25 protein-coding genes, 9 tRNA genes and 1 rRNA gene are annotated in these 23765 nt (G+C 52.6%); 33 read left to right on the forward strand and 2 right to left on the reverse strand.

The annotated features are described in order from the left end of the window. Positions 1–7: 7 nt before the first annotated feature. The 14 genes from rrf to rpoC all read left to right on the forward strand — a co-directional run bounded on the left by rrf (position 8) and on the right by rpoC (position 11600). Positions 8–124 (forward strand): 5S ribosomal RNA (rrf, locus tag AAA927_RS09855). 8 nt (positions 125–132) lie between these two features. Further along, positions 133–205: transfer RNA gene (locus tag AAA927_RS09860), tRNA-Val, on the forward strand. Positions 206–207: 2 nt separating this feature from the next. After that, positions 208–280, forward strand: a tRNA-Lys gene (locus AAA927_RS09865). Positions 281–311: 31 nt separating this feature from the next. Beyond that, positions 312–393: transfer RNA gene (locus AAA927_RS09870), tRNA-Leu, on the forward strand. Between the two features lie 4 nt (positions 394–397). Beyond that, positions 398–470 (forward strand) — tRNA-Thr (locus AAA927_RS09875). Positions 471–486: 16 nt separating this feature from the next. Next, positions 487–558, forward strand: a tRNA-Gly gene (locus AAA927_RS09880). A 10-nt stretch (positions 559–568) separates the two neighbouring features. Continuing rightward, positions 569–654 (forward strand) — tRNA-Leu (locus tag AAA927_RS09885). A gap of 10 nt (positions 655–664) precedes the next feature. After that, positions 665–738 (forward strand) — tRNA-Arg (locus AAA927_RS09890). A 23-nt stretch (positions 739–761) separates the two neighbouring features. Beyond that, positions 762–833: transfer RNA gene (locus AAA927_RS09895), tRNA-Gly, on the forward strand. 4 nt (positions 834–837) lie between these two features. Beyond that, positions 838–911 (forward strand) — tRNA-Pro (locus AAA927_RS09900). Between the two features lie 152 nt (positions 912–1063). Then, a complete protein-coding gene (locus AAA927_RS09905; RefSeq protein ID WP_204119682.1) occupies positions 1064–1531 on the forward strand; it encodes a CtsR family transcriptional regulator in 468 nt (155 codons plus the stop codon). 53 nt (positions 1532–1584) lie between these two features. Next, positions 1585–4068, forward strand: a complete 2484-nt coding sequence (locus AAA927_RS09910; RefSeq protein WP_204119681.1) for an ATP-dependent Clp protease ATP-binding subunit — start codon at positions 1585–1587, stop codon at positions 4066–4068. 245 nt (positions 4069–4313) lie between these two features. Beyond that, positions 4314–7925, forward strand: a complete 3612-nt coding sequence (rpoB, locus tag AAA927_RS09915; protein WP_338217712.1) for a DNA-directed RNA polymerase subunit beta — start codon at positions 4314–4316, stop codon at positions 7923–7925. Positions 7926–7937: 12 nt separating this feature from the next. After that, positions 7938–11600 (forward strand): DNA-directed RNA polymerase subunit beta', encoded by a 3663-nt coding sequence (rpoC, locus tag AAA927_RS09920; protein WP_338217713.1) that lies wholly within the window; start codon positions 7938–7940, stop codon positions 11598–11600. Positions 11601–11870: 270 nt separating this feature from the next. On the opposite strand, the gene AAA927_RS09925 is transcribed toward rpoC, so the two are convergent. After that, positions 11871–12353, reverse strand: a complete 483-nt coding sequence (locus AAA927_RS09925) for a hypothetical protein (RefSeq protein WP_338217714.1) — start codon at positions 12351–12353, stop codon at positions 11871–11873. A 263-nt stretch (positions 12354–12616) separates the two neighbouring features. Here AAA927_RS09925 and rpsL point away from each other — a divergent pair, with 263 nt between their 5' ends. The 3 genes from rpsL (at position 12617) to fusA (ending at position 15743) form a co-directional block, all read left to right on the forward strand. Continuing rightward, entirely contained in the window at positions 12617–13030 is a 414-nt protein-coding gene (gene rpsL, locus AAA927_RS09930; RefSeq protein WP_125582083.1) for a 30S ribosomal protein S12, read from the forward strand. Positions 13031–13080: 50 nt separating this feature from the next. Then, positions 13081–13551, forward strand: coding sequence for a 30S ribosomal protein S7 (rpsG, locus tag AAA927_RS09935; RefSeq protein ID WP_125582081.1), 471 nt, complete (start codon positions 13081–13083; stop codon positions 13549–13551). Positions 13552–13652: 101 nt separating this feature from the next. After that, positions 13653–15743: an elongation factor G gene (gene fusA / locus AAA927_RS09940; protein ID WP_125582079.1), complete on the forward strand. Its 2091-nt coding sequence runs from the start codon at positions 13653–13655 to the stop codon at positions 15741–15743. 111 nt (positions 15744–15854) lie between these two features. Here the strand turns inward: fusA and AAA927_RS09945 are convergent, their stop codons facing one another. Beyond that, positions 15855–16403, reverse strand: a complete 549-nt coding sequence (locus tag AAA927_RS09945) for a cysteine hydrolase family protein (protein WP_338217715.1) — start codon at positions 16401–16403, stop codon at positions 15855–15857. A gap of 371 nt (positions 16404–16774) precedes the next feature. Between AAA927_RS09945 and rpsJ the strand changes: the two genes are divergently transcribed. Genes rpsJ through rpsH form a run of 16 tightly spaced genes read left to right on the forward strand, consistent with a single transcriptional unit; the run spans position 16775 to position 23765 of the window. Further along, on the forward strand, positions 16775–17083 hold the full coding sequence (gene rpsJ, locus AAA927_RS09950; protein ID WP_125582075.1) for a 30S ribosomal protein S10: 309 nt from the start codon (positions 16775–16777) through the stop codon (positions 17081–17083). Positions 17084–17108: 25 nt separating this feature from the next. Next, positions 17109–17744, forward strand: coding sequence for a 50S ribosomal protein L3 (gene rplC, locus AAA927_RS09955; RefSeq protein ID WP_125582073.1), 636 nt, complete (start codon positions 17109–17111; stop codon positions 17742–17744). Positions 17745–17766: 22 nt separating this feature from the next. Beyond that, positions 17767–18390 (forward strand): 50S ribosomal protein L4, encoded by a 624-nt coding sequence (gene rplD / locus AAA927_RS09960; RefSeq protein WP_338217716.1) that lies wholly within the window; start codon positions 17767–17769, stop codon positions 18388–18390. Further along, on the forward strand, positions 18390–18677 hold the full coding sequence (gene rplW / locus AAA927_RS09965) for a 50S ribosomal protein L23 (protein WP_125582069.1): 288 nt from the start codon (positions 18390–18392) through the stop codon (positions 18675–18677). Before rplD ends, rplW begins: the two co-directional genes overlap by 1 nt. Positions 18678–18708: 31 nt before the next feature. Beyond that, the gene (rplB, locus tag AAA927_RS09970) at positions 18709–19548 is read left to right on the forward strand and encodes a 50S ribosomal protein L2 (RefSeq protein WP_338217717.1); all 840 of its coding nucleotides are present in this window, start codon (positions 18709–18711) and stop codon (positions 19546–19548) included. Between the two features lie 39 nt (positions 19549–19587). Further along, a complete protein-coding gene (rpsS, locus tag AAA927_RS09975; RefSeq protein ID WP_125582065.1) occupies positions 19588–19869 on the forward strand; it encodes a 30S ribosomal protein S19 in 282 nt (93 codons plus the stop codon). Positions 19870–19887: 18 nt separating this feature from the next. Then, positions 19888–20250, forward strand: a complete 363-nt coding sequence (gene rplV, locus AAA927_RS09980) for a 50S ribosomal protein L22 (RefSeq protein ID WP_125582063.1) — start codon at positions 19888–19890, stop codon at positions 20248–20250. 3 nt (positions 20251–20253) lie between these two features. Continuing rightward, positions 20254–20916 carry a 30S ribosomal protein S3 gene (gene rpsC / locus AAA927_RS09985; RefSeq protein ID WP_125582061.1) on the forward strand — a complete coding sequence of 221 codons (663 nt, stop codon included), beginning with the start codon at positions 20254–20256 and terminating at the stop codon, positions 20914–20916. Between the two features lie 3 nt (positions 20917–20919). After that, positions 20920–21354 (forward strand): 50S ribosomal protein L16, encoded by a 435-nt coding sequence (gene rplP, locus AAA927_RS09990; protein WP_125582059.1) that lies wholly within the window; start codon positions 20920–20922, stop codon positions 21352–21354. Beyond that, a complete protein-coding gene (gene rpmC / locus AAA927_RS09995; protein ID WP_125582100.1) occupies positions 21344–21538 on the forward strand; it encodes a 50S ribosomal protein L29 in 195 nt (64 codons plus the stop codon). The genes rplP and rpmC overlap by 11 nt, the downstream gene beginning before the upstream one ends. A gap of 20 nt (positions 21539–21558) precedes the next feature. Continuing rightward, the gene (gene rpsQ, locus AAA927_RS10000; protein ID WP_338217718.1) at positions 21559–21822 is read left to right on the forward strand and encodes a 30S ribosomal protein S17; all 264 of its coding nucleotides are present in this window, start codon (positions 21559–21561) and stop codon (positions 21820–21822) included. Between the two features lie 30 nt (positions 21823–21852). Next, positions 21853–22221, forward strand: coding sequence for a 50S ribosomal protein L14 (gene rplN, locus AAA927_RS10005; RefSeq protein WP_125582055.1), 369 nt, complete (start codon positions 21853–21855; stop codon positions 22219–22221). A 26-nt stretch (positions 22222–22247) separates the two neighbouring features. Further along, on the forward strand, positions 22248–22589 hold the full coding sequence (gene rplX / locus AAA927_RS10010; protein ID WP_125582053.1) for a 50S ribosomal protein L24: 342 nt from the start codon (positions 22248–22250) through the stop codon (positions 22587–22589). A 6-nt stretch (positions 22590–22595) separates the two neighbouring features. Continuing rightward, positions 22596–23138, forward strand: a complete 543-nt coding sequence (rplE, locus tag AAA927_RS10015) for a 50S ribosomal protein L5 (protein WP_125582051.1) — start codon at positions 22596–22598, stop codon at positions 23136–23138. A gap of 12 nt (positions 23139–23150) precedes the next feature. Then, positions 23151–23336, forward strand: a complete 186-nt coding sequence (locus tag AAA927_RS10020; RefSeq protein ID WP_125582049.1) for a type Z 30S ribosomal protein S14 — start codon at positions 23151–23153, stop codon at positions 23334–23336. Between the two features lie 30 nt (positions 23337–23366). After that, positions 23367–23765, forward strand: a complete 399-nt coding sequence (gene rpsH / locus AAA927_RS10025; RefSeq protein ID WP_125582047.1) for a 30S ribosomal protein S8 — start codon at positions 23367–23369, stop codon at positions 23763–23765.

Raw genomic sequence — 23765 nt, forward strand, 5'->3', positions numbered from 1 at the left:
TATGAAGTGCGGTGGCGATAGCGAGAAGGATACACCTGTTCCCATGCCGAACACAGAAGTTAAGCTTCTCTACGCCGAGAGTAGTTGGTGGGTGACTGCCTGCGAGGGTAGGAAGCTGCCGCGCTTTTTCATGGAGGATTAGCTCAGTTGGGAGAGCGTCTGCCTTACAAGCAGAGGGTCACAGGTTCGAGCCCTGTATCCTCCATTGAGCCGTTAGCTCAGTCGGTAGAGCATCTGACTTTTAATCAGAGGGTCGACAGTTCGAGCCTGTCACGGCTCATTTTTTCCTTTTTTCCATTAGTTTCTGATCTGCGGGTGTGGCGGAACTGGCAGACGCGCTAGATTTAGGTTCTAGTGGTTTATACCGTGGGGGTTCGAGTCCCTTCACCCGCATCACGCCGACTTAGCTCAGCTGGCAGAGCACCTGTCTTGTAAACAGGGGGTCGGAGGTTCGAACCCTCTAGTCGGCAGTAATATCAGTTTCATGCGGAAGTAGTTCAGTGGTAGAACGCCACCTTGCCATGGTGGAGGTCGCGGGTTCGAATCCCGTCTTCCGCTTTTGCGAGCCGCCGGGATGGCGAAACTGGTAGACGCACAGGACTTAAAATCCTGCGGTAAGTGATTACCGTGTCGGTTCGAACCCGACTCTCGGCATGAATATTTTGCACCCATAGCGCAATTGGATAGAGTGTCTGACTACGAATCAGAAGGTTGTAGGTTCGACTCCTACTGGGTGCATTCCGGGTGACCGGAGGAACTATGCGGAAGTAGTTCAGTGGTAGAACGCCACCTTGCCATGGTGGAGGTCGCGGGTTCGAATCCCGTCTTCCGCTTCATCGGGAAGTAGCTCAGCTTGGTAGAGCACTACGTTCGGGACGTAGGGGTCGCAAGTTCGAATCTTGTTTTCCCGATCGTCGAACTGACGTCATTGACGTCAGTTTTTTTGATTCTCATTTGAATGCAGCGCTATGTGAAAAACGTCTCTTGGCTAGGCTGCTGGTAATTCTGGTGATATTCAGTATAATAAAAGTCAAGATTAGTCAAAGTCAAAGGGGTGAGGCGAATGCAAGGTCAGAATATTTCTGACGTGATCGAGCATTATTTGAAGGCCATGCTGGGGTCAACGCGCCAGGTGGAAATCAGTCGCGCAGAAATTGCTCAGCAGTTCAATTGCGTGCCATCACAGATCAACTACGTGATCAAAACGCGTTTTACCCCGCAACGCGGTTATGTCGTGGAAAGCAAGCGTGGCGGCGGTGGCTACATCCGCATTTTGAAAGTGCACTTGCGCGATGACCAGGATTTGCTGGCGATGATGGTGGCCAATATGCCACCAGCCATCCGCGAGCGGGATGCGCAGGTGTTGATCCAGCAGCTGTATGATGCTGATGTGATCGACCGCCAAGAAGGTAATATGATGCTCACAGTGCTGAGCCACCACACCTTGCAGCAAGGCGATCGCCAAGCCGAAGACGAGCTGCGGTCGCGATTGCTGCTTGCTTTTCTTGCCAGTTTGCGGTATGAAAGATAGAACTTAGATGGGATTTCCCATTTTGGCCAAATGGCCGCCAAAGGAGTGTGCTTATGGACAACCTATTTACCCCAAGTGCAAAAAACGTGTTACTGATCGCGCAGGAGCAGGCGAAGTACTTCCATCACCATGCTGTGGGCACAGAACACTTGCTGATGGCGCTGGTGATCGAGCAAGAAGGCATCGCCGGCAAGACGCTGCGGCAATTGGGCATTACTGAAGAAGACATTCATGACGAAATCGAACGTTTTACCGGTTATGGCACCGTTGATGCGGGGCAGGCGGCCGATAGTTATTTGCCATACTCGCCAAAAGGCAAAGAGATTTTGAGTTTTGCCGGTGACGAAGCCAAGCGGCTCGGCGCGCTGAAAATTGGCACCGAGCACATTTTGCTGGGGCTACTGCGCGAAGACGACATTCTGGCGGCCCGCATTTTGCAAAACCTGGAACTGAGTCTGGCCAAGGTGCGGCAGTTGGTGCTCAAGAAAATGGGGATCACCGAATCAGCGGCTAAGCATCGCAGCGGCGCCCAGCGGCAGGCCAAGCCGGCCAGCCAAGGCACGCCGACGCTGGACAACCTGGCCCGGGATTTGACCCAGCTGGCCCGGGAAAACAAAATGGACCCTGTGGTGGGCCGGGACAAGGAAGTCCGCCGGTTGATCCAGATTTTGGCTCGGCGCACCAAGAATAACCCGGTGTTGATTGGCGAACCTGGGGTGGGCAAAACTGCCATTGCTGAAGGTTTCGCCGAAAAAATCGTCGCCGGTCAAGTACCAGCCGACATGCAAAACAAGCGGCTCATGGCTTTGGACATGGGCTCCTTGGTGGCAGGGACCAAATACCGCGGTGAATTCGAAGATCGCCTGAAAAAAGTGATCGATGAAATTTACGCTGATGGTAATGTCATCCTCTTTATCGATGAATTGCACACCTTAATTGGGGCCGGTGGGGCAGAAGGCGCCATTGATGCCAGCAACATCTTGAAGCCCGCTTTGGCGCGCGGCGAGTTGCAGCTGATTGGGGCCACGACTCTGGATGAATATCAAAAGTACATCGAAAAGGATGCCGCTTTGGAACGCCGCTTTGCCACCATTCAAATCAACGAGCCAAGTCAGGCCGAGGCCGAAGAAATTCTGCGTGGCTTGCGGCCGCGGTATGAGGCGCACCATGGCGTAACGATTACCGATGAGGCGCTGCATGAAGCCGTCACCTTGTCCTCCCGGTATATTTCGAGCCGGTTCTTGCCAGATAAGGCGATTGACCTGATTGACGAAAGTGCGGCCAAGGTGCGGCTGGATGAATCCGATAAGCCAACCAAAGCCGACAAGCTGCAAAAACAGTTGCGGGAAACCGTGCAAGCGAAAGACGATGCCATCATGCATCAGGACTTCGAAGCCGCCGCAACTATTCGTGAAAAGGAACAAAAGCTCCGGGCTAAGCTTGAAGCGTCTCCAGAACCTGTGAATGAAAATGGCGTCCGTACCGATGTCAAAGTGACACCGGAAGACGTGGCGGCAGTGGTTTCGCAGTGGACTGGGGTGCCGGTCACCCAACTACAAAAGAAGGAAAGCGAACGGCTCGTCAACCTGGAAAAGGTGCTTCATGAACGCGTCGTGGGCCAGGAAGAGGCAGTTTCTGCCGTGTCCCGCGCAATTCGTCGGGCTCGCAGCGGGTTGAAAGATCCTACGCGGCCAATCGGCTCCTTCATGTTCTTGGGTCCTACTGGGGTCGGGAAAACCGAGCTGGCGAAGGCCTTGGCTGAGGCCATGTTTGGGTCCGAAGACGCGATGATTCGCGTTGACATGTCGGAGTACATGGAGAAATACAGCACCAGCCGCCTGATTGGGGCGGCCCCAGGTTATGTGGGCTACGATGAAGGTGGTCAGCTGACAGAAAAGGTTCGTAACAAGCCGTACTCTGTGGTGCTGCTGGATGAAGTAGAAAAGGCGCATCCGGATGTCTTCAACATTTTGCTTCAGGTGCTGGATGATGGCTTCCTGACTGATTCCAAAGGTCGCCGGGTCGATTTTCGCAACACGATTTTGATTATGACTTCGAACATCGGTGCCACCGCACTCCGCGATGACAAGAGCGTCGGGTTCGGCGCCCAAGCTGCCAGCCAGGACTTTGCTTCGATGCAAAGTCGGATGTTGGAAGAGCTCAAGCGGGCGTTCCGGCCAGAGTTCCTGAACCGGATTGATGAAACGGTGGTCTTCCACAGCTTAACCGCCCCAGAACTGCACGAAATCGTGAAGATCATGGCCAAACAGGTGCTGCACCGCCTGAGTGATCAAGACGTCACCGTCAAGATTACGCCGGCTGGCATCAACGCTGTGGCGAAAGCCGGGTTTGATCCAGAATACGGGGCGCGGCCAATTCGCCGGGCGCTGCAGCGGGACGTTGAAGATCAGCTCAGCGAACTGCTGCTGACCGGGCAAGCTGGCGCCGGCGACACCATCACCATCGGGGCGACCAAAGGCAAGCTGACCTTCCATGTGAAGAAGGCCGCCCAACCAGAGGCGCCGGTGCACGCCTAGCAGCGCTTGACATTTAAATTGCACGGCAGTATAGTTAATGCAATTGCATTTCGGTTAGGACATCAGTTGCGGCGATCTATTGTCCGTTGCAACGCATAAAAAAACGCAAAAGTAGCAGAGGGATTTTGACTTTCTACTTTTCGTTTTTTTTTGCTCAAAATGTTCGTCAACCACCGATTGTAATTTTAATTTAACCGTCGTTACGTTTTTTTTACAATCAAGATGGCCGAAAAATCCAATGAGGGGTGAACAATTTGGCAGGACACGCAGGACATTTAGTGAATTACGGTAAGCATCGCACTCGCCGTTCCTATTCCCGCATTAAAGAAGTACTCGATCTGCCTAACTTGATCGAGATTCAGACCAATTCCTATCAATGGTTCTTAGACGAAGGGCTCAAGGAAATGTTCGATGACATTATGCCAATCGAAGACTTCCAAGGGAAACTGTCGCTGGAATACGTTGATTATCAGCTGCTGGAACCAAAGTACACGGTGGAGGAAGCGCGCCAGCATGACGCCAACTATTCCGCACCGCTGCATGTGACGTTGCGTTTGACCAACCACGAAACTGGTGAAATCAAGTCGCAAGACGTCTTCTTTGGTGACTTCCCACTGATGACCAAGCAAGGGACCTTTATCATCAACGGGGCCGAACGGGTTATCGTTTCCCAACTGGTCCGCTCGCCTGGGGTTTACTACAACAGTGAAACCGATAAGAACTCCCGTGTGACCTATGGCACCACGGTGATTCCTAACCGCGGCGCTTGGCTGGAATACGAAACCGACGCCAAGGATTTGGCGTATGTCCGCATCGACCGCACCCGGAAGATTCCAATGACCGAACTGGTGCGCGCGCTTGGCTTTGGCGCCGACCAAGACATCCTCGACATTTTTGGCGACAACGATTCCTTGATGTTGACGCTGGAAAAAGACGTCCACAAAAACACCGATGACTCGCGCACCGATGAATCTTTGAAGGACATTTACGAACGGCTACGTCCTGGCGAACCGAAGACCGCTGATTCGTCGCGTTCTTTGCTGTACGCGCGGTTCTTTGATCCAAAGCGCTATGACATGGCGAATGTTGGCCGCTACAAGGTCAACAAGAAGCTGAGCTTGAAGACTCGCCTGTTGGGCCAGACCCTGGCAGAAACGTTGGCTGACCCTGATACCGGTGAAGTCATCGTGCAAAAAGGCACCAAGATTGACCGGCACATCATGGAAACCTTAGGCGGCTTTTTGGACCGCGACGATTTCAAGACCGTTACCTTCCAGCCTTCTGACCAAGGTGTTGTAACCGATCCGATGACCGTGCAAGTGATCAAGGTCTACTCCCAGGTCAACCCAGAAAAAGAAATCAAGTTGATTGGCAATGGCCACATTGACAAGAAGACCAAGCACTTGACCCCAGCCGACATCATTGCGTCCATGAACTACTTCTTGAACTTGCAAGAAGGCTTGGGTGCCACCGATGATATCGACCACTTGGGCAACCGCCGCATTCGTTCCGTCGGTGAATTGCTGCAAAACCAGTTCCGCATCGGTTTGTCCCGGATGGAACGGGTGGTCCGTGAACGGATGTCGATTCAAGACACCGCCACCATCACACCACAGCAATTGATTAACATTCGGCCAGTAGTGGCTTCAATTAAGGAATTCTTCGGCAGTTCCCAGCTGTCACAGTTCATGGATCAGACTAACCCGCTTGGCGAATTGACCCATAAGCGGCGCCTGTCTGCCCTTGGGCCTGGTGGTTTGACGCGTGACCGCGCTGGTTATGAAGTGCGTGACGTGCACTACACGCATTACGGCCGGATGTGTCCCATTGAAACCCCAGAAGGCCCGAACATCGGGCTGATCAACAGTCTGGCTTCCTACGCGGTGGTGAATCCTTATGGTTTCATCGAAACCCCATATCGCCGTGTTTCCTGGACTGACCACAAAGTCACCAACAAAATCGACTATTTGACGGCCGATGAAGAAGATAACTATGTTGTCGCGCAGGCCAACGCCAAGCTGAACGATGATGGCTCCTTTGCTGAAGAAGCCATTTTGGCCCGGGCGAAGGATGTCAACATCGAAACCACGCCAGAACACATCGACTACATGGACGTTTCGCCTAAGCAGGTAGTTGCGGTCGCAACGGCTTGCATTCCGTTCTTGGAAAACGACGACTCCAACCGGGCCCTCATGGGTGCGAACATGCAGCGTCAGGCGGTACCTTTGATCAACCCGCATGCCCCACTGATTGGGACCGGGATGGAATACAAGGCTGCCCATGACTCGGGGATTGCCGTTTTGGCTGAACATGCCGGAACTGTTGACTATGTGGATGCGAAGACCATTCGCATTCGCCGCGACGATGGCGCTGTGGACAAGTATTCCCTGATGAAGTTCCGCCGGTCCAACGCCGGTAAGAACTACAACCAACGGCCGATTGTGCGCATCGGCGATAAAGTCGATGAAGACGAAATCATTGCCGATGGCCCAGCCATGGAAAATGGCGAACTAGCTTTGGGGCAAAACCCAGTCATCGCCTTCATGACTTGGAACATGTACAACTACGAAGACGCGATTGTGCTGTCTGAAAAACTGGTGCGTGATGATGCCTACACTTCGATTCATATTGAAGAATATGAATCCGAAGCGCGTGACACCAAGCTCGGACCGGAAGAAATCACCCGTGAAATCCCGAACGTCGGCGAAGACGCATTGAAGGACTTGGATGAATTCGGGATCGTGCGCATCGGGGCGGAAGTTCGCGATGGCGATATCTTGGTCGGCAAGGTCACGCCTAAAGGGGTCACCGAGCTGTCTGCTGAAGAGCGTTTGCTGCATGCCATTTTCGGGGAAAAGGCGCGTGAAGTACGTGACACCTCACTGCGGGTTCCTCATGGCGGCGGCGGGATCATTCAAGACGTCAAGATCTTCACGCGTGAAGCTGGCGACGAATTGTCTCCAGGCGTTAACATGATGGTCCGCGTCTACATCACCCAGAAGCGTAAGATTCAGGTCGGTGATAAGATGTCTGGTCGTCACGGGAACAAAGGGACCGTTTCAGTGGTTGTGCCTGAAGAAGACATGCCATTCCTGCCTGATGGGACCCCAGTTGACATTTTGCTGTCACCCATGGGTGTGCCATCACGTATGAACATCGGTCAGGTGCTGGAATTGCACTTGGGGATGGCGGCCCGCAAACTGGGTATTCACATTGCCACCCCAGTCTTTGACGGGGCCAATGATGACGACTTATGGGCTACCATCAAAGAAGCCGGCATGGCCAGCGACGGCAAGTCCGTGCTTTATGATGGCCGCACTGGGGAGCCATTTGAAAACCGTGTTTCCGTCGGTGTCATGTACTACCTGAAACTGGCTCACATGGTGGACGACAAGATCCATGCTCGTTCCATTGGACCTTACTCCTTGGTTACGCAGCAGCCACTGGGTGGTAAAGCCCAGTTCGGTGGCCAGCGCTTCGGGGAAATGGAAGTTTGGGCCCTTGAAGCTTATGGGGCGGCTTACACCTTGCAAGAAATCTTAACCTACAAGTCTGATGACGTGGTAGGCCGGGTCAAGACCTACGAAGCCATTGTCAAAGGCGAACAGATTCCACAACCAGGCGTGCCAGAATCCTTCCGCGTGTTGGTCAAGGAACTGCAAGCTTTGGGTCTGGACATGAAAGTGCTCGACCAAGACAAGAACGAAATCGAACTGCGCGACATGGACGATGACGACGATGACGTTGTTTCCGTTGATGCCTTGGCGAAATTCGCCCAGCAGCAAGAAGAAAAGAAGGCGCAAGAAGCAGCCACTGCTGCCACGAACGCTAACTCGACCGACGATACTAACAAATAGGAGGTTAGCCCTTTGATTGATGTCAATAAATTTGAAAGCATGCAAATCGGCCTGGCCTCGCCTGACAAAATTCGCAGTTGGTCCTACGGGGAAGTTAAAAAGCCCGAAACGATCAACTACCGGACGCTGAAGCCAGAGCGAGATGGGCTGTTTGACGAACGCATCTTCGGGCCAACCAAGGACTGGGAATGTGCCTGCGGGAAGTACAAACGGATCCGCTATAAAGGCATCGTTTGCGACCGGTGCGGCGTTGAAGTCACCCGGTCCAAGGTCCGCCGTGAACGCATGGGCCACATCGAATTGGCAGCACCAGTTTCTCATATCTGGTACTTCAAGGGCATTCCAAGCCGGATGGGTCTGGTTTTGGACATGTCACCACGCGCCCTCGAAGAAGTGATCTACTTCGCCTCCTACGTTGTGATCGACCCAGGCGACACCGCCTTGGAGAAGAAGCAACTGCTGACTGAACGCGAATACCGTGAAAAGCGCGACGAATATGGCCAGGGCTTCAATGCCAAAATGGGGGCCGAAGCGGTTAAGGAATTGCTGCAGCAAGTCGACCTCGCCAAGGAAGTCGCTGAGCTGAAGGAAGACCTGAAGTCCGCGCAAGGTCAAAAGCGCACACGCGCCATTCGCCGGTTGGACATCTTGGATGCCTTCCTGGTTTCTGGCAACGACCCGGCTTGGATGGTCATGGATACCATTCCTGTCATCCCACCGGATCTGCGACCAATGGTTCAGCTTGAAGGTGGCCGGTTTGCCACTTCTGACCTGAACGATTTGTACCGCCGTGTCATCAACCGTAACAACCGGTTGAAGCGCCTGCTTGACCTCAATGCGCCAAGCATCATTGTGCAAAACGAAAAGCGGATGCTGCAGGAAGCCGTTGACGCTTTGATTGACAACGGCCGCCGTGGCCGTCCGGTCACCGGGCCAGGCAATCGTCCGCTGAAGTCTTTGAGCCACATGCTCAAAGGGAAGCAGGGCCGGTTCCGTCAGAACTTGCTGGGTAAGCGGGTTGACTATTCCGGTCGTTCCGTTATCGACGTTATGCCGACCCTAAAGTTCTATCAATGTGGCTTGCCGCGGCCAATGGCTTTGGAATTGTTCAAGCCATTTGTCATGCATGAATTGGTGGCGCGTGGGCTGGCTAGCAACATTAAGAACGCCCGCCGCAAGATTGACCGTGAAGATGAAGACATCTGGGATGTGCTCGAAGATGTCATCAAGGAACGGCCAGTGCTGCTGAACCGTGCCCCTACGCTTCACCGCTTAGGGATTCAGGCTTTCGAACCCGTGTTGGTTGATGGTAAGTCCATCCGCCTGCACCCGCTGGTTTGTGAAGCTTACAACGCTGACTTTGACGGGGACCAGATGGCGATTCACGTGCCACTGTCCGACGAAGCCCAAGCTGAAGCCCGCCTTTTGATGCTGGCAGCGCACCACATCTTGGCGCCTCGTGATGGTAAGCCAATCGTTACGCCTTCTCAGGATATCGTTTTGGGTAACTACTACTTGACGATGGAACAAAAAGGCCGTGAAGGCGAAGGCATGATCTTCAAGGATGCCAGCGAAGTGCTGATGGCCCTGCAAAATGGTTATGTTCATTTGCACAGCCGCATCGGCTTGGCTGTCTCCTCACTGCCAGAAAAGCCATTCACCGATGACCAGCGTCACCAGATCATGGTCACCACGGTTGGTCGTGTGATCTTCAACCAGATCATGCCGGCAGATTTCCCATATCTGAATGTGGCCACGCAAGACAACATCGTCAATGGCGTGCCAGACCGCTTCTTCCTGAAGCCAGGTGAGGATATTCATGCTTACCTGCAAGACGCTCCAATTAACGAACCGTTCAAGAAGGGCTTCTTGTCTGACATCATTGCTGAAGTCTTCAAGACGTACAAAGTGCAGCGGACCTCTGATCTGCTGGATGACATGAAGACCTTGGGTTACACCCAGGCCACGAACTCTGGGATCACCGTTGGGGTGGCCGACGTGCCTGAACTGGCTGAAAAGCCAGCCATCGTTGATGCGGCCCACAAGAAGGTGGCCACTGTGTCCAAGCAGTTCCGCCGTGGGTTGATTACCGATCAGGAACGTCATGATCGGGTCATCTCGATTTGGAATGACGCCAAAGACGAAATTCAGCAAAAGCTGATTGACGCCTTTGACCCGAATAACCCAATCTCCATGATGAGTGATTCTGGGGCGCGTGGTAACATCTCAAACTTTACTCAGCTTGCCGGGATGCGTGGCCTGATGGCGGCGCCAAACGGTGGGATGATGGAAGTGCCAGTGCTGTCGAACTTCCGTGAAGGCTTGTCCGTTATGGAAATGTTCATGTCCACTCACGGGGCCCGTAAAGGGATGACCGATACCGCCCTGAAGACGGCCGATTCAGGTTACCTGACTCGGCGGCTGGTGGATGTGGCGCAAGACGTCATTGTCCGCGAAGAAGACTGTGGCACCGATCGCGGTTTGGTCGTTTCGGCCATTCGCGAAGGGAACGAAATGATCGAACCGCTGTACGACCGCTTAGTTGGCCGTTACGCGCAAAAGTCAGTCGTTAACCCTGAAACCGGTGACGTCATCGTCAAGAAGAACGAAATGATCGACGAAGACAAGGCACAAGCTGTCGTTGATGCCGGCGTTCAAACTGTCACTATCCGCTCCATCTTCACCTGCAACACCCGTCATGGGGTTTGCCAAAAGTGCTACGGCCGCAACTTGGCCACTGGCGAACAGGTTGAAGTCGGCGAAGCCGTTGGGACCGTGGCTGCGCAGTCAATCGGCGAACCTGGTACGCAGCTGACCATGCGTAACTTCCATACCGGCGGTGTTGCCGGCGGCGAAGATATCACGCAAGGGTTGCCTCGTGTTCAGGAAATCTTTGAAGCCCGTAATCCTAAAGGGCTGGCGGTAATCAGTGAAGTTGACGGGACGATTTCGGCCATCGATGAAAATCCAGCTGAACACAGCCGGGAAATCACCGTTGAAGGCCAAACTGATACCCGGACTTACAGCGTGCCATACGCATCATCTGTTGCCGTTGCTGAAGGCGACCATGTTGATCGCGGCGGTCGTTTGACCGGCGGCTCAATTGATCCTAAGCAGTTGATCAAGGTGCAAGACGTCTTGACCACGGAAAACTATCTGCTGGCGGAAGTCCAGAAAGTTTACCGGATGCAGGGGGTTGAAATCGGCGATAAGCATATCGAAGTCATGGTTCGGCAGATGCTGCGCAAGATCCGCGTCATGGATCCAGGCGACACTGACATTTTGCCAGGGACCTTGCTGGACATTGCGGACTTCAAGGATCGCAACCAGCAGACTTTGATCGCCGGCGGGATTCCTGCTACTGGTCGCCCAGTGCTGCTGGGGATCACCAAGGCATCGCTGGAAACCAACAGTTTCTTGTCTGCCGCTTCCTTCCAGGAAACCACTCGGGTCCTCACGGATGCTTCCATCCGCGGGAAGAACGATCCGCTGGTCGGCTTGAAGGAAAATGTCATCATCGGGAAGATCATTCCTGCTGGGACTGGGATGGCCACCTACCGTCACATGGAACCAAAGACGGTCGGCACCGTTTCCGACAGCGTCTACTCCATCTCTGATCTTGAAAAGAAGATGAAGGAAGAAGACGCCGCTAACGCAGAACCAAAGCAAGACTAAGCATGAAAAGGAGCCGGTTGGGCATTTGCCCAGCCGGCTTTTTTGGATTCAGGCTGTGGAGGTAAGCCGTACTTAGCCGGACAGATAGCCTAGCATTAGGCATTACCGCTGAAAGCGGCGATGCCTGATGTGTAGCTAGCTGCTCCGGCGTTGGCTTAACGCAACGCAACTACAACAGGCTGCGATTAGCTACTCGCTCGAGCGTTGCCGATCTGAGCGCAACTAAAACAGGCAGCGGAGGATGGCCGCGCTTAGCCAAAGCAGCGTGCATTAACTCACAATCACCATCAGCAAATACGCCAGCTGCAGATCGACCAGAAAGGGGATGGGGCCAGGCCACAGCCAGCCGTGTCCCAACCCAATCACGCAAGCCAGTAGCACAAACACCAAACTCATTAGCGCCGGCATGCCCAAAGTCAGTACACTAATCGCGAGCACATCAGCGCTGCCTAGCCCCTGGGTGCCAATGCTCAAGACAGCCAAAGCGACTAGCCAGCAAAGTCCCACCAGCCAATGCGCCGGGGTGGTTAAAGCGACAAGCAAGCACCAGCCGTCAAACCCCAGCGCCGGCACCGTTTGGGTTTGCCAGTCACTCAAGGCAAAATAGGCCAGCCCCGCCAGCGCTAGCAGCTGGGAACGGGCGAAGAACACTGCAAGCACAACTAAACCCAGCTGGTAAAGCAACTGCCAGTGGGTCGGCCGTAAGCTGATTAGCCCCAGCACAGCTACAGCAACTATGATAGAATGAACCACATGCCATCACCTCTATCACCAGATTTCGCCAAGGCGTGAAAATACTGGTGCAAACGCCGGAAAGACGCTTGACAGAGGCGGGCGGCGGATAGTACACTGTTTAAGGTTGTTTTTTCCAGTTAATTCGGGTTTGCCCGGACGTCGAACTGGTGAAATACCATTTCGCCGCCGGGCCGGCCATTTTTTATTCGCAAAAAAGAACCGCCTGGATGTGTGGACTTAGAAGATGAATTACCCAAGTATCAGGAAGGAGGAACCTTAGAATGCCAACCATTAACCAATTGGTACGCCAAGGTCGTAAAAGTAATGTAACGAAGTCCGACTCACCTGCTTTGAACTTCGGTTACAACAGTAAGAAGAAGTCACTGACGAACAATCCCGCTCCTCAAAAGCGTGGGGTTGCCACTCGTGTCGGCACCATGACCCCAAAGAAGCCTAACTCCGCTCTGCGTAAGTACGCTCGTGTTCGCTTGTCGAACCTGATCGAAGTCACTGCTTATATCCCTGGGATCGGCCACAACTTGCAGGAACACTCGGTTGTTCTGATCCGTGGGGGCCGTGTTAAGGACTTACCTGGTGTGCGTTATCACATCATCCGTGGGACCCTCGATACCGCCGGTGTTGACGGCCGGATGCAAAGCCGCTCCAAGTACGGTACAAAGCGTCCTAAGAAGTAGTCAGATAATCCCCGCTTTGTGCGGTATTTAGGAATAAGGAGGCAATCAGCATGCCACGTAAAGGCAATGTTTCAAAACGCGATGTTTTACCTGATCCAGTTTACAACTCTAAGCTGGTTACCCGCTTGATCAACCACCTGATGGTTGATGGTAAGCGCGGTAAGGCTCAAACCATTTTGTATGATGCATTCGACATCATCAAGAAGGAAACCGGCAACGAACCTTTGGAAGTCTTCGAACAGGCCATGAAGAACGTTATGCCTGTCCTCGAAGTTAAGGCCCGTCGGATCGGTGGGTCGAACTACCAAGTGCCAATCGAAGTCCGGCCAGACCGGCGGACGACGTTGGGCCTTCGTTGGATCGTTCAGTATTCCCGTCAACGCGGTGAACACAAGATGGACGATCGCTTGGCTCGTGAAATCATGGATGCTGCCAACAACACTGGTGCAGCTGTGAAGAAGCGCGAAGATACGCACAAGATGGCAGATGCCAACCGTGCGTTCGCACACTATCGTTGGTAAGAAGGTTGGCTATTATATCCGTCACTTGGCATATAGTAGCCAATTGTTTTACCTAAAACTTTTAGATAATCGATCAACAATGAGAGGAGTTATTTTTTCACATGGCCAACAAGCGTGAATTTCCGCTGGACCGGACCCGCAACATCGGGATCATGGCCCACATCGATGCTGGTAAGACCACGACGACTGAGCGGATTCTTTACTACACCGGTAAAATCCACAAGATCGGCGAAACCCATGATGGGGCTTCCCAAATGGACTGGATGGCGCAGGAACAAGAACGTGGGATTACCATCACGTCCGCTGCGACGACCGCCTTTTGGAAGGACAACCGGATTAACATCATCGATACCCCAGGGCACGTGGACTTCACTATGGAAGTTGAACGTTCCTTGCGTGTCCTTGATGGTGCCATCACCGTCTTAGATGCTCAGTCCGGGGTTGAACCTCAGACTGAAAACGTTTGGCGTCAGGCATCCACTTACAGCGTGCCGCGGATCGTTTTTGTTAACAAAATGGATAAGATTGGGGCCGACTTCAAGTACTCCGTGAAGACCCTGCATGATCGTTTGGGCGCTAACGCCCATGCGGTTCAGCTGCCAATCGGCGCTGAAGACAACTTCGAAGGCATTATCGACCTGATCGAAATGAAGGCCGACTTGTACGACGAAGATGACTTGGGGACGAAGTGGGATGTCGTGGACATTCCCGACGACTACAAGGAAGAAGCCGAAGCAGCCCGGGCTGACTTAATCGAAGCTGTCGCTGACGTTGATGACGGCATCATGGACAAGTACCTTGAAGGCGAAGAAATCAGCAACGATGAAATCAAGGCGGCCATCCGTAAGGCGACCATCGCCCTTGAATTCTTCCCAGTGCTGGCTGGCTCTGCGTTCAAGAACAAAGGGGTTCAGATGCTGCTGGATGCGGTGGTTGACTACTTGCCATCACCACTGGACGTTAAGCCATACAACGCCCAAGATCCAGAAACTGGCGAAGCGGTTGAACTGCGCGCCGGCGACGATCAGGACTTCGCTGCGTTGGCCTTCAAGATCGCTACCGACCCCTTCGTTGGTCGTTTGACCTACATCCGGGTTTACAGTGGGACTTTGGAAGCCGGTTCATATGTCTTGAACGCTTCCAAGGACAACCGTGAACGTGTCGGTCGTCTGCTGCAAATGCACTCCAATCACCGTGAAGAAATCCCAGAAGTCTTTTCTGGTGATATCGCTGCGGCGATCGGGCTCAAGAACACCACGACCGGGGATTCTCTCACGGCCGTTAACCACCCATTGATTCTTGAATCCCTCGAAGTGCCAGAACCGGTTATCCAGGTTTCCATCGAGCCAGACTCCAAGGAAGACCAGGATAAGCTGGATATCGCTTTGCAGAAGCTGTCTGAAGAAGACCCAACCTTCCAAGCTGAAACCAACCCTGAAACTGGCGAAACTTTGATTGCCGGCATGGGCGAATTGCACTTGGATATCATGGTTGACCGGATGAAGCGTGAATTTAAGGTTGCCGCTAAGATTGGTGAACCTCAAGTGGCTTACCGTGAAACCTTCACCAAGACTGCTTCCGCTGAAGGGCGCTTTGTTCGCCAGTCAGGTGGTAAAGGGCAATATGGTGACGTTTGGGTTGAATTCACCCCGAACGAAGAAGGTAAAGGCTTCGAATTCGAAGATGCCATTGTCGGTGGGGTCGTGCCACGTGAATACATCCCAGCCGTTGAACAAGGCCTGAAAGAAGCGATGGCCAATGGTGTGCTTGCGGGCTACCCATTGATCGACGTGAAAGCCAAGCTTTACGATGGTTCTTACCACGAAGTCGATTCTTCTGAAGCGGCCTTTAAGGTTGCGGCTTCCCTGGCGTTGCGCAATGCGGTTAAGGATGCCGGTGCGGTCATCCTCGAACCAATCATGCACGTTGAAGTGGTTGCCCCAGAAGAATACCTTGGCGATGTCATGGGTCAAATCAACTCTCGTCGTGGGAACGTTGAAGGCATGGAACAGCGCGGTAATGCGCAGCTGGTCAATGCTAAGGTACCGCTGGCCGAAATGTTCGGTTATGCGACGACCTTGCGTTCCGCGACCCAGGGCCGTGGGACCTTCACGATGACCTTCGATCACTACACTGCAGTGCCGAAGTCCATCCAAGCCGAGATCATCAAGAAAAACGGCGGCGAAGCTTAATTCGCTACTGGAAGCCACGCCTGGTGCGTGGCTTTTTTTGTCTGCTCGTTCAAAAAGTGGGCCTGATCAGTTTGTCTTGATCAGGCCCACTTTTGCGTAGATGGGATGCCACTAAGCTAACGTGGCATTGAGGACAGTTTTGAAATGATTGAGCGCCCATTCCTGGCCGCCTGGGGTGAAGGTGGCCACGGCGTCTTGGTGGATGGTGAGGGGATAATTGAGGTTATACGCGTCGACAGCGGTGTGTAGCACACAGATATCGGTGCAGACCCCGACCAGATGCAGGTCATCGACTTGGCGTTCGCGCAGCCACAAATCCAGCGGCGTACCAGCGAAGCTCGAATAGCGCGTTTTATCGAATAAAGACACATTCGCATCAGCCTGATGCGCGGCGTACCAAGAAGCCAGTGTCCCATAGAGTGCCCGGCCCCAAGTGCCGCGCACGTTATGCGGCGGATAGAGCTTGGTTTCGGGATGATACGGGTCACCTGGGGTATGCACATCCGTGGGTAGATAGACAAAATCGCCGGCCTCAGCGAACTGGTCGGCAAGCGCCACAATGCGCGGTTCAATGAGTTGGGCAGGCTTGCCGGCAGTTAAGGCGCCGTTGTCCGCCACGAAATCATTGGTGTAGTCGATAATCAAAAGGGCTTTTGCCATGATGAACCTCCTTAGGGATTTAGGTTAACTGTAGATGGTTCCCCACATGGTGTCAAGACAATACCCCTGCTATGAAAACAAGGCAGGTGAATGTGCGGGGATGAGCGAGCAAAAGCCGTTATAGCAATCTTTGCCGCGCCAGTTTTTTTGAAAAAGCCGGCGAAAAGTCTTGTGTTAAACCGCGCTTTTTTGTATACTATCAAGAGTGCTGTGTAAACCGAAGGGGTTACTATGCACTTCTGGCTCAAGCTGAGTCAGGGTAGCGTGGATGTGAGAGGTTGCGACACGCCCGGCCGCTTTGCCACGGGGGCGCGACGGGAATTTTCACGGAGCTAGTCTACTAACTGATAATGGACGAAGGAGGTTACACAATGGCAAAACAAAAGATTCGGATCCGGCTTAAGGCTTACGAACACCGGATTCTAGATCAATCAGCAGATAAGATCGTTGAAACTGCAAAGCGCACAGGTGCTGCAATTTCTGGCCCGATCCCTCTGCCAACGGAACGGACCATCTACACGGTGCTGCGTTCCCCGCATAAGTACAAGGATTCTCGGGAACAGTTCGAAATGCGCACACACAAGCGCCTGATCGATATCGTTAACCCGACCCCAAAAACTGTTGACGCTTTGATGAAGCTCGACTTGCCGAGCGGCGTCGACATTGAAATCAAATTATAATCTATAGGAAATTGGAGGTGTACCCATGGCACGTAAAGGAATCTTAGGTAAGAAAATTGGCATGACGCAGGTCTTCACCGAAAACGGCGAACTGGTCCCAGTTACCGTGATCGACGTCACCCCTAACGTTGTCCTGCAAGTTAAGACCGTTGAATCAGACGGCTACGAAGCAGTTCAACTGGGCTACGGCGACAAGCGTGAAGTACTTAGCAACAAGCCAAGCGTCGGTCACGCCAAGAAGGCGGACACGACCCCTAAGCGCTTCATTAAGGAAATCCGTGATGTAGCGCTTAGTGACTATGAAGTTGGCAAGACTGTTTCTGCTGACGAATTTGCAGCTGGCGACATCGTGGACGTCACCGGTACTTCCAAAGGACATGGTTACCAAGGTAACATCAAGAAGGACGGTCAGTCCCGTGGTCCTATGGCTCACGGTTCTCGTTACCACCGTCGTCCTGGTTCTCTTGGGGCAATCATCAACAAAGTCTTCAAGGGTAAGAAATTGCCTGGGCGGATGGGTAACCATACGCGCACGATGCAAAACTTGACTGTTGTCTCCACCGATTTGGACCACAATGTGATCTTGATCAAGGGCAATGTCCCAGGGGCTAACAAGTCATTCGTTACAATTCGTTCCGCTGTTAAGTCAGCGGCTAAATAACACGAAGGGAGGACATTAACTAATGGCAAACGTTACTTTATTCAAGCAAGATGGCACAGAAAACGGCACCGTTGATCTGAACGATGCAATCTGGGCAATCGAACCCAACGATAACGCCGTGTTTGACGCAGTGCTGATGCAACGCGCTTCCCTTCGTCAAGGTACTCACGCCGTTAAGAACCGTTCCGCCGTTTCTGGCGGCGGTAAGAAGCCATGGCGCCAAAAGGGTACTGGTCGTGCCCGCCAAGGCTCCATCCGTAGCCCACAATGGCGCGGCGGTGGTGTGGTCTTTGGCCCAACACCTCGTTCCTACAGCTACCGGATCAACAAGAAGGTTAGCCGCTTAGCAATCAAGTCAGCACTTTCTCAGAAAGTGCTGGACAAGGAATTAGTTGTGGTCGACGCTTTGAGCTTTGACCAACCTAAGACCAAGGACTTTGCAGCTGCGCTGGCTTCCTTGAAGGTTGAAGAAAAGGCCTTGATCGTCCTTGAAGACGGCAATGACAACGCAGCTTTGGCTGCCCGCAACCTGCCGAATGTCAAGACGATCGTCGCAGATGGCATCAACGTATTGGATGTTGTGAACTACAACAAGCTGATCTTGACCCAATCTGCGCTTCAAAAGATTGAGGAGGTGCTCGCATAATGGCAGCAGCACGCGACATCATTTTACGCCCGATCGTCACCGAGCAATCAATGGCTGACATGGACAACAAGAAGTACACCTTCGAAGTTGCTCGTGATGCCGAAAAGACCGCTGTCCGTCGCGCCGTTGAGGAAATCTTCGACGTGAAGGTCGCTAAGGTCAACATTGCCAACGTTCGCGGCAAAAAGAAGCGCCAAGGTAACTATGTGGGCTACACCCGCAAGCGCCGGAAGGCCATCGTTACTTTGACCGCTGATTCAAACGAAATCAAGATTTTTGAAGACTAGCTTCAAAATTTTCAGATAGGAGGAAACAAGCGTGGGCATTATTAAATACAAACCAACGTCAAACGGCCGGCGGAACATGTCTGGTTCGGATTTCGCTGAAATCACCAAGACCAAGCCGGAAAAGACGCTCCTTGAAAGTCAAAGCCACACTGCTGGCCGTAATGCACAAGGTCACATCACTGTGCGTCACCGCGGCGGTGGTCACAAGCAGTTCTACCGCACCATCGACTTCAAGCGTCAAAAAGATGGCGTGGTCGCAACGGTTAAGGCCATCGAATACGATCCTAACCGCACGGCTAACATTGCACTGCTTCACTATGAAGATGGGGTTAAGAGTTACATCTTGGCACCTAAGGGTCTGAACGTTGGCGACAAGATCGTTTCTGGCGATAGCGTCGACATCAAGCCCGGCAATGCAATGCCACTGAAGAACATTCCTGATGGGACCACCATCCACAACATCGAACTCAAGCCTGGTAAAGGCGGCCAGCTGGCTCGCTCTGCCGGTGCTTCTGCTCAATTGCTGGGTAAAAACGACGATGGCAAATACGTCACCGTGCGTCTGGCTTCCGGTGAAGTGCGCATGATCCTTTCGGTCAACCGCGCCACGATTGGTGCTGTCGGCAATGAACAACACGAACTGATCAGCATTGGTAAGGCTGGCCGCAAGCGCTGGTTGGGCTTCCGTTCAACCGTTCGTGGGTCAGTTATGAACCCTAACGATCACCCGCATGGTGGTGGTGAAGGTAAAGCCCCAATCGGTCGTCCATCACCTCTTTCTCCATGGGGTAAGAAGACCTTGGGTAAGAAGACGCGTGATCACAAGGCTAAGTCCGAGAAGTTCATCGTCCGTCACCGTAAGAACAAGTAAACTCACCATTGAATTACACCGTATAAAGGAGGTCACACAATGGGTCGCAGTCTTAAAAAAGGACCTTTCGCCGATGCTCATCTGATGAAGAAAATCGATGCTCAGGCTGACAGCGAAAAGAAGACCGTCATCAAGACATGGTCTCGTCGTTCTACCATTTTCCCTAGTTTCATTGGTTACACCATCGCCGTATACGATGGCCGCAAGCATGTCCCAGTTTTCATTTCTGAAGATATGGTCGGCCACAAGCTTGGTGAATTCGTTCCGACACGGACCTTCCGGGGTCACGCCAAGGACGACAAAAAGTCAGCAGCACGCTAAGAAAGGAGCATATAATTCATGGCTGAAGAAATTACGTCTGCAACAGCGACGGCAAAAACAGTTCGGATTACTGCTCGCAAAGCGCGTCTGGTAATCGACTTGATCCGCGGCCGCGAAGTCGCAGAAGCATTAGCAATCTTGGACTTCACGCCACGCGCGGGTTCTCCAATCATTGAAAAAGTTCTGAAGTCTGCCATTGCAAACGCAGAACATAACTTTGACTTAGATGCCCAAAACCTTTACGTCAAGGAAGCGTTCGTTAACGAAGGCCCAACCTTGAAGCGGTTCCGTCCGCGTGCTAAGGGTTCTGCATCACCAATCAACAAGCGCACCTCACACATCACCGTGACGGTCGCTGAGAAAGAAACAAAGGAGGGATAAAGCGTGGGTCAGAAAATCAATCCAATCGGTTTCCGTGTTGGCGTCATCCGTGACTGGGAATCCAAATGGTACGCTGAAAAAGACTTTGCAAGCTACCTTCACGAAGACATTGAAATCCGTAAATTCATCAACAAGAAGCTCGCGGACGCATCTGTTTCGACCATTGAGATCGAACGGGCCGCAAACCGCGTGAACATCTCCATCCACACCGCAAAACCTGGTATGGTCATCGGTAAAGGTGGCGTCCAAGTTGAAAGCTTGCGTAAGGAATTGAACGACCTGACAGGCCGCAAAGTCCACATCAACATCGTGGAAATCAAGAAGCCTGATCTCGACGCTAAGCTGGTCGGCGAAAGCATCGCCCAGCAGCTTGAACAACGGGTGGCTTTCCGTCGCGCGATGAAGCAAGCCATGCAGCGTAGCATGCGCGCTGGTGCCAAGGGGATCAAGACCCAGGCGGCCGGCCGTTTGAACGGTGCCGACATTGCGCGTCGTGAACACTATGCTGAAGGCACCGTGCCTTTGCACACCTTGCGGGCCGATATCGACTACGCATGGGAAGAAGCTCGGACCACTTACGGTCAGATCGGGATCAAGACCTGGATCTACCGCGGTGAAGTTTTGCCTGACAAGCCAAATCGTCAGAATGCGAAAGGAGGGAAATAATCCATGTTAGTACCTAAGCGTGTAAAGCACCGTCGCGAATTCCGTGGGAAGATGCGCGGCGCAGCCAAGGGCGGCAAGGAAGTTTCCTTCGGTGAATTCGGGCTACAAGCCCTGGAATCACACTGGATCTCTAACCGTCAGATTGAAGCGGCTCGTATTGCCATGACGCGTTACATGAAACGTGGCGGGAAGGTTTGGATCCGCATTTTCCCTCAAAAGTCTTACACATCTAAGGGCGTCGGCGTCCGGATGGGTAACGGGAAAGGTGCACCATCCGGCTGGGTCGCAGTTGTTAAACGCGAAAAAGTGATGTTTGAAGTCGGCGGCGTTCCGGAAGCAGTTGCACGCGAAGCTTTGCGCCTTGCGTCCAACAAACTCCCTGTCCGCACCAAGATCGTGACTCGCGAGGAAGTAGGTGAGCAATCTAATGAAGGCTAAGGATATTTCAGCATTAACCACAGAGGAAATGCTCGACAAAGAAAAGCAGTACAAGGAAGAGCTCTTCAACCTGCGCTTCCAACAAGCTACTGGCCAAATGGAAAACACTGCTCGCTTGAAGCAAGTGCGGAAGAACATCGCACGGATCAAAACGGTCCTTCGGCAGCAAGCGCTCAATAAATAAGCGGAAAGGAGACAATCACCTTGGAAGAACGTAATTCTCGTAAAGTTTATCAAGGTCGCGTCGTTTCAGACAAAATGGATAAGACCATTACCGTCGAAATCGACACGACAAAGACGCACCCCGTCTACGGCAAGCGTGTGAAGTACTCGAAGAAGTTCTACGCACATGACGAAGACAATGTTGCTAAAGTCGGCGATCTTGTTCAGATCATGGAAACTCGTCCAATGTCTCGCAACAAGCGTTTCCGTTTATTGAACGTTGTCGAAAAGGCAGTTCGTATTTAATCCAAATACGTGTGAAAGGAGGACCAACCCGTGATTCAACAAGAAAGTCGTCTTAAAGTAGCAGACAACTCTGGTGCCCGCGAGCTCCTGGTGATCAAAGTCCTTGGCGGTTCATACCGTAAGACTGGTAACATCGGTGACATCGTTGTGGCAACTGTCAAACAGGCTACACCAGGTGGCGTTGTCAAGGCACATGAAGTCGTTAAGGCTGTTATCGTGCGCACGAAGTCTGGTGCTCGCCGTACTGATGGTTCATACATCAAGTTTGACGAGAACGCTGCAGTCATCATCAACGCAGACAAGAGCCCTCGGGGGACTCGTATCTTTGGACCAGTCGCACGCGAACTGCGTGACGGCGATTTCATGAAGATCGTTTCCTTAGCGCCTGAAGTCCTTTAACATTCTGACCAAATAGGAGGTGCGACATGAAAATCAAAACTGGTGATAAGGTTCGGGTCATGCGTGGTAAAGACGCCGGCAAAGAAGGCACAGTAACGAAAGTCTTGCTTAAGGCAGACAAGGTTATTGTCGAAGGCGTCAACATGATCAAGAAACACCAAAAGCCGAATAACGACTACCCACAAGGTGGCGTTGTCGACAAAGAAGCAGCCATTGCCGTTTCTAACGTAATGCTGCTGGATCCAGAAACCAACAAGCCAACGCGCGTCGGCGCCGAGATCAAAGATGGCAAGAAGATTCGCATTGCCAAAAAGTCCGGCAAAGAATTAACCGCAGCGGCACCAAAAACCGACGGAAAGGAGGACTAATTCCAGATGGCTAATCGTTTACAAGAACGTTTTAACAAAGAAATCGCGCCAGCGATGGTTAAGAAGTTTGACTACAAGAGCACCATGCAGACCCCGCACGTTGAAAAAATCGTGCTGAACATGGGTGTCGGTGATGCAACGCAAAACGCCAAGAACCTGGACGAAGCCGTTGCTGAATTGGCTTTGATCGCTGGTCAGCAACCACTGATCACCAAGGCGAAGAAGAGTATCGCGAACTTCCGCCTGCGTGAAGGCATGTCCATCGGCGCCAAGGTTACCTTGCGCGGCGAACGCATGTATGACTTCCTGGACAAGCTGATCAACGTCTCCTTGCCGCGGGTGCGTGACTTCCACGGTATTTCTGCGAAGTCCTTCGACGGCCGAGGCAACTACACCTTGGGCCTTAAGGAACAGGTTATCTTCCCAGAAATCGATTATGACAAGGTTAACCGCGTGCGCGGTTTGGACATTGTTATTGTCACCACTGCTAACACGGATGAAGAAGGGCGCGAGTTGCTCAGTCAACTCGGCATGCCTTTCGCAAAATAAGGAGGGTCACACTTGGCTAAGAAGTCTATGATCGTGAAAAACAGTCGGCCTGCAAAGTACGCAGTGCAAGAATACACACGCTGCCAACGTTGTGGTCGTCCACATTCAGTTTACCGTAAGTTCAAACTCTGCCGGATTTGCCTTCGTGAATTAGCTCATGCCGGTCAAATTCCTGGTATGCGCAAAGCTAGCTGGTAAATCGAAACCCAGTCAAAGGAGGTTAAATCAATGGTCTTGACCGATCCAATCGCAGATTACTTGACCCGCATTCGTAACGCCAACATGGTGCGTCACGAATCTCTGGTCGTACCTGCATCAAAGATGAAAATCAACATTTCCGAGATCCTCAAGCGCGAAGGTTTCATTCGCGACTATGAAGTGATCGAAGACGACAAGCAAGGCGTGATCCGTCTGTTCCTGAAATACGGGAAGAACAACGAACGCGTCATTGCCGGCTTGAAGCGCATTTCCAAGCCAGGCTTGCGCTCTTACGTGAAGGCAGATGCTGTGCCGAAGGTCTTGAACGGCCTGGGCATTGCCATCCTGTCGACTCCGGAAGGTGTCATCACGGATAAAGAAGCACGCGCCAAGAACGTCGGCGGCGAAGTTCTCGCCTACGTCTGGTAA

The sequence above is a fragment of the Lacticaseibacillus salsurivasis genome, from assembly GCF_036246225.1.
Lineage (GTDB): Bacteria > Bacillota > Bacilli > Lactobacillales > Lactobacillaceae > Lacticaseibacillus > Lacticaseibacillus salsurivasis.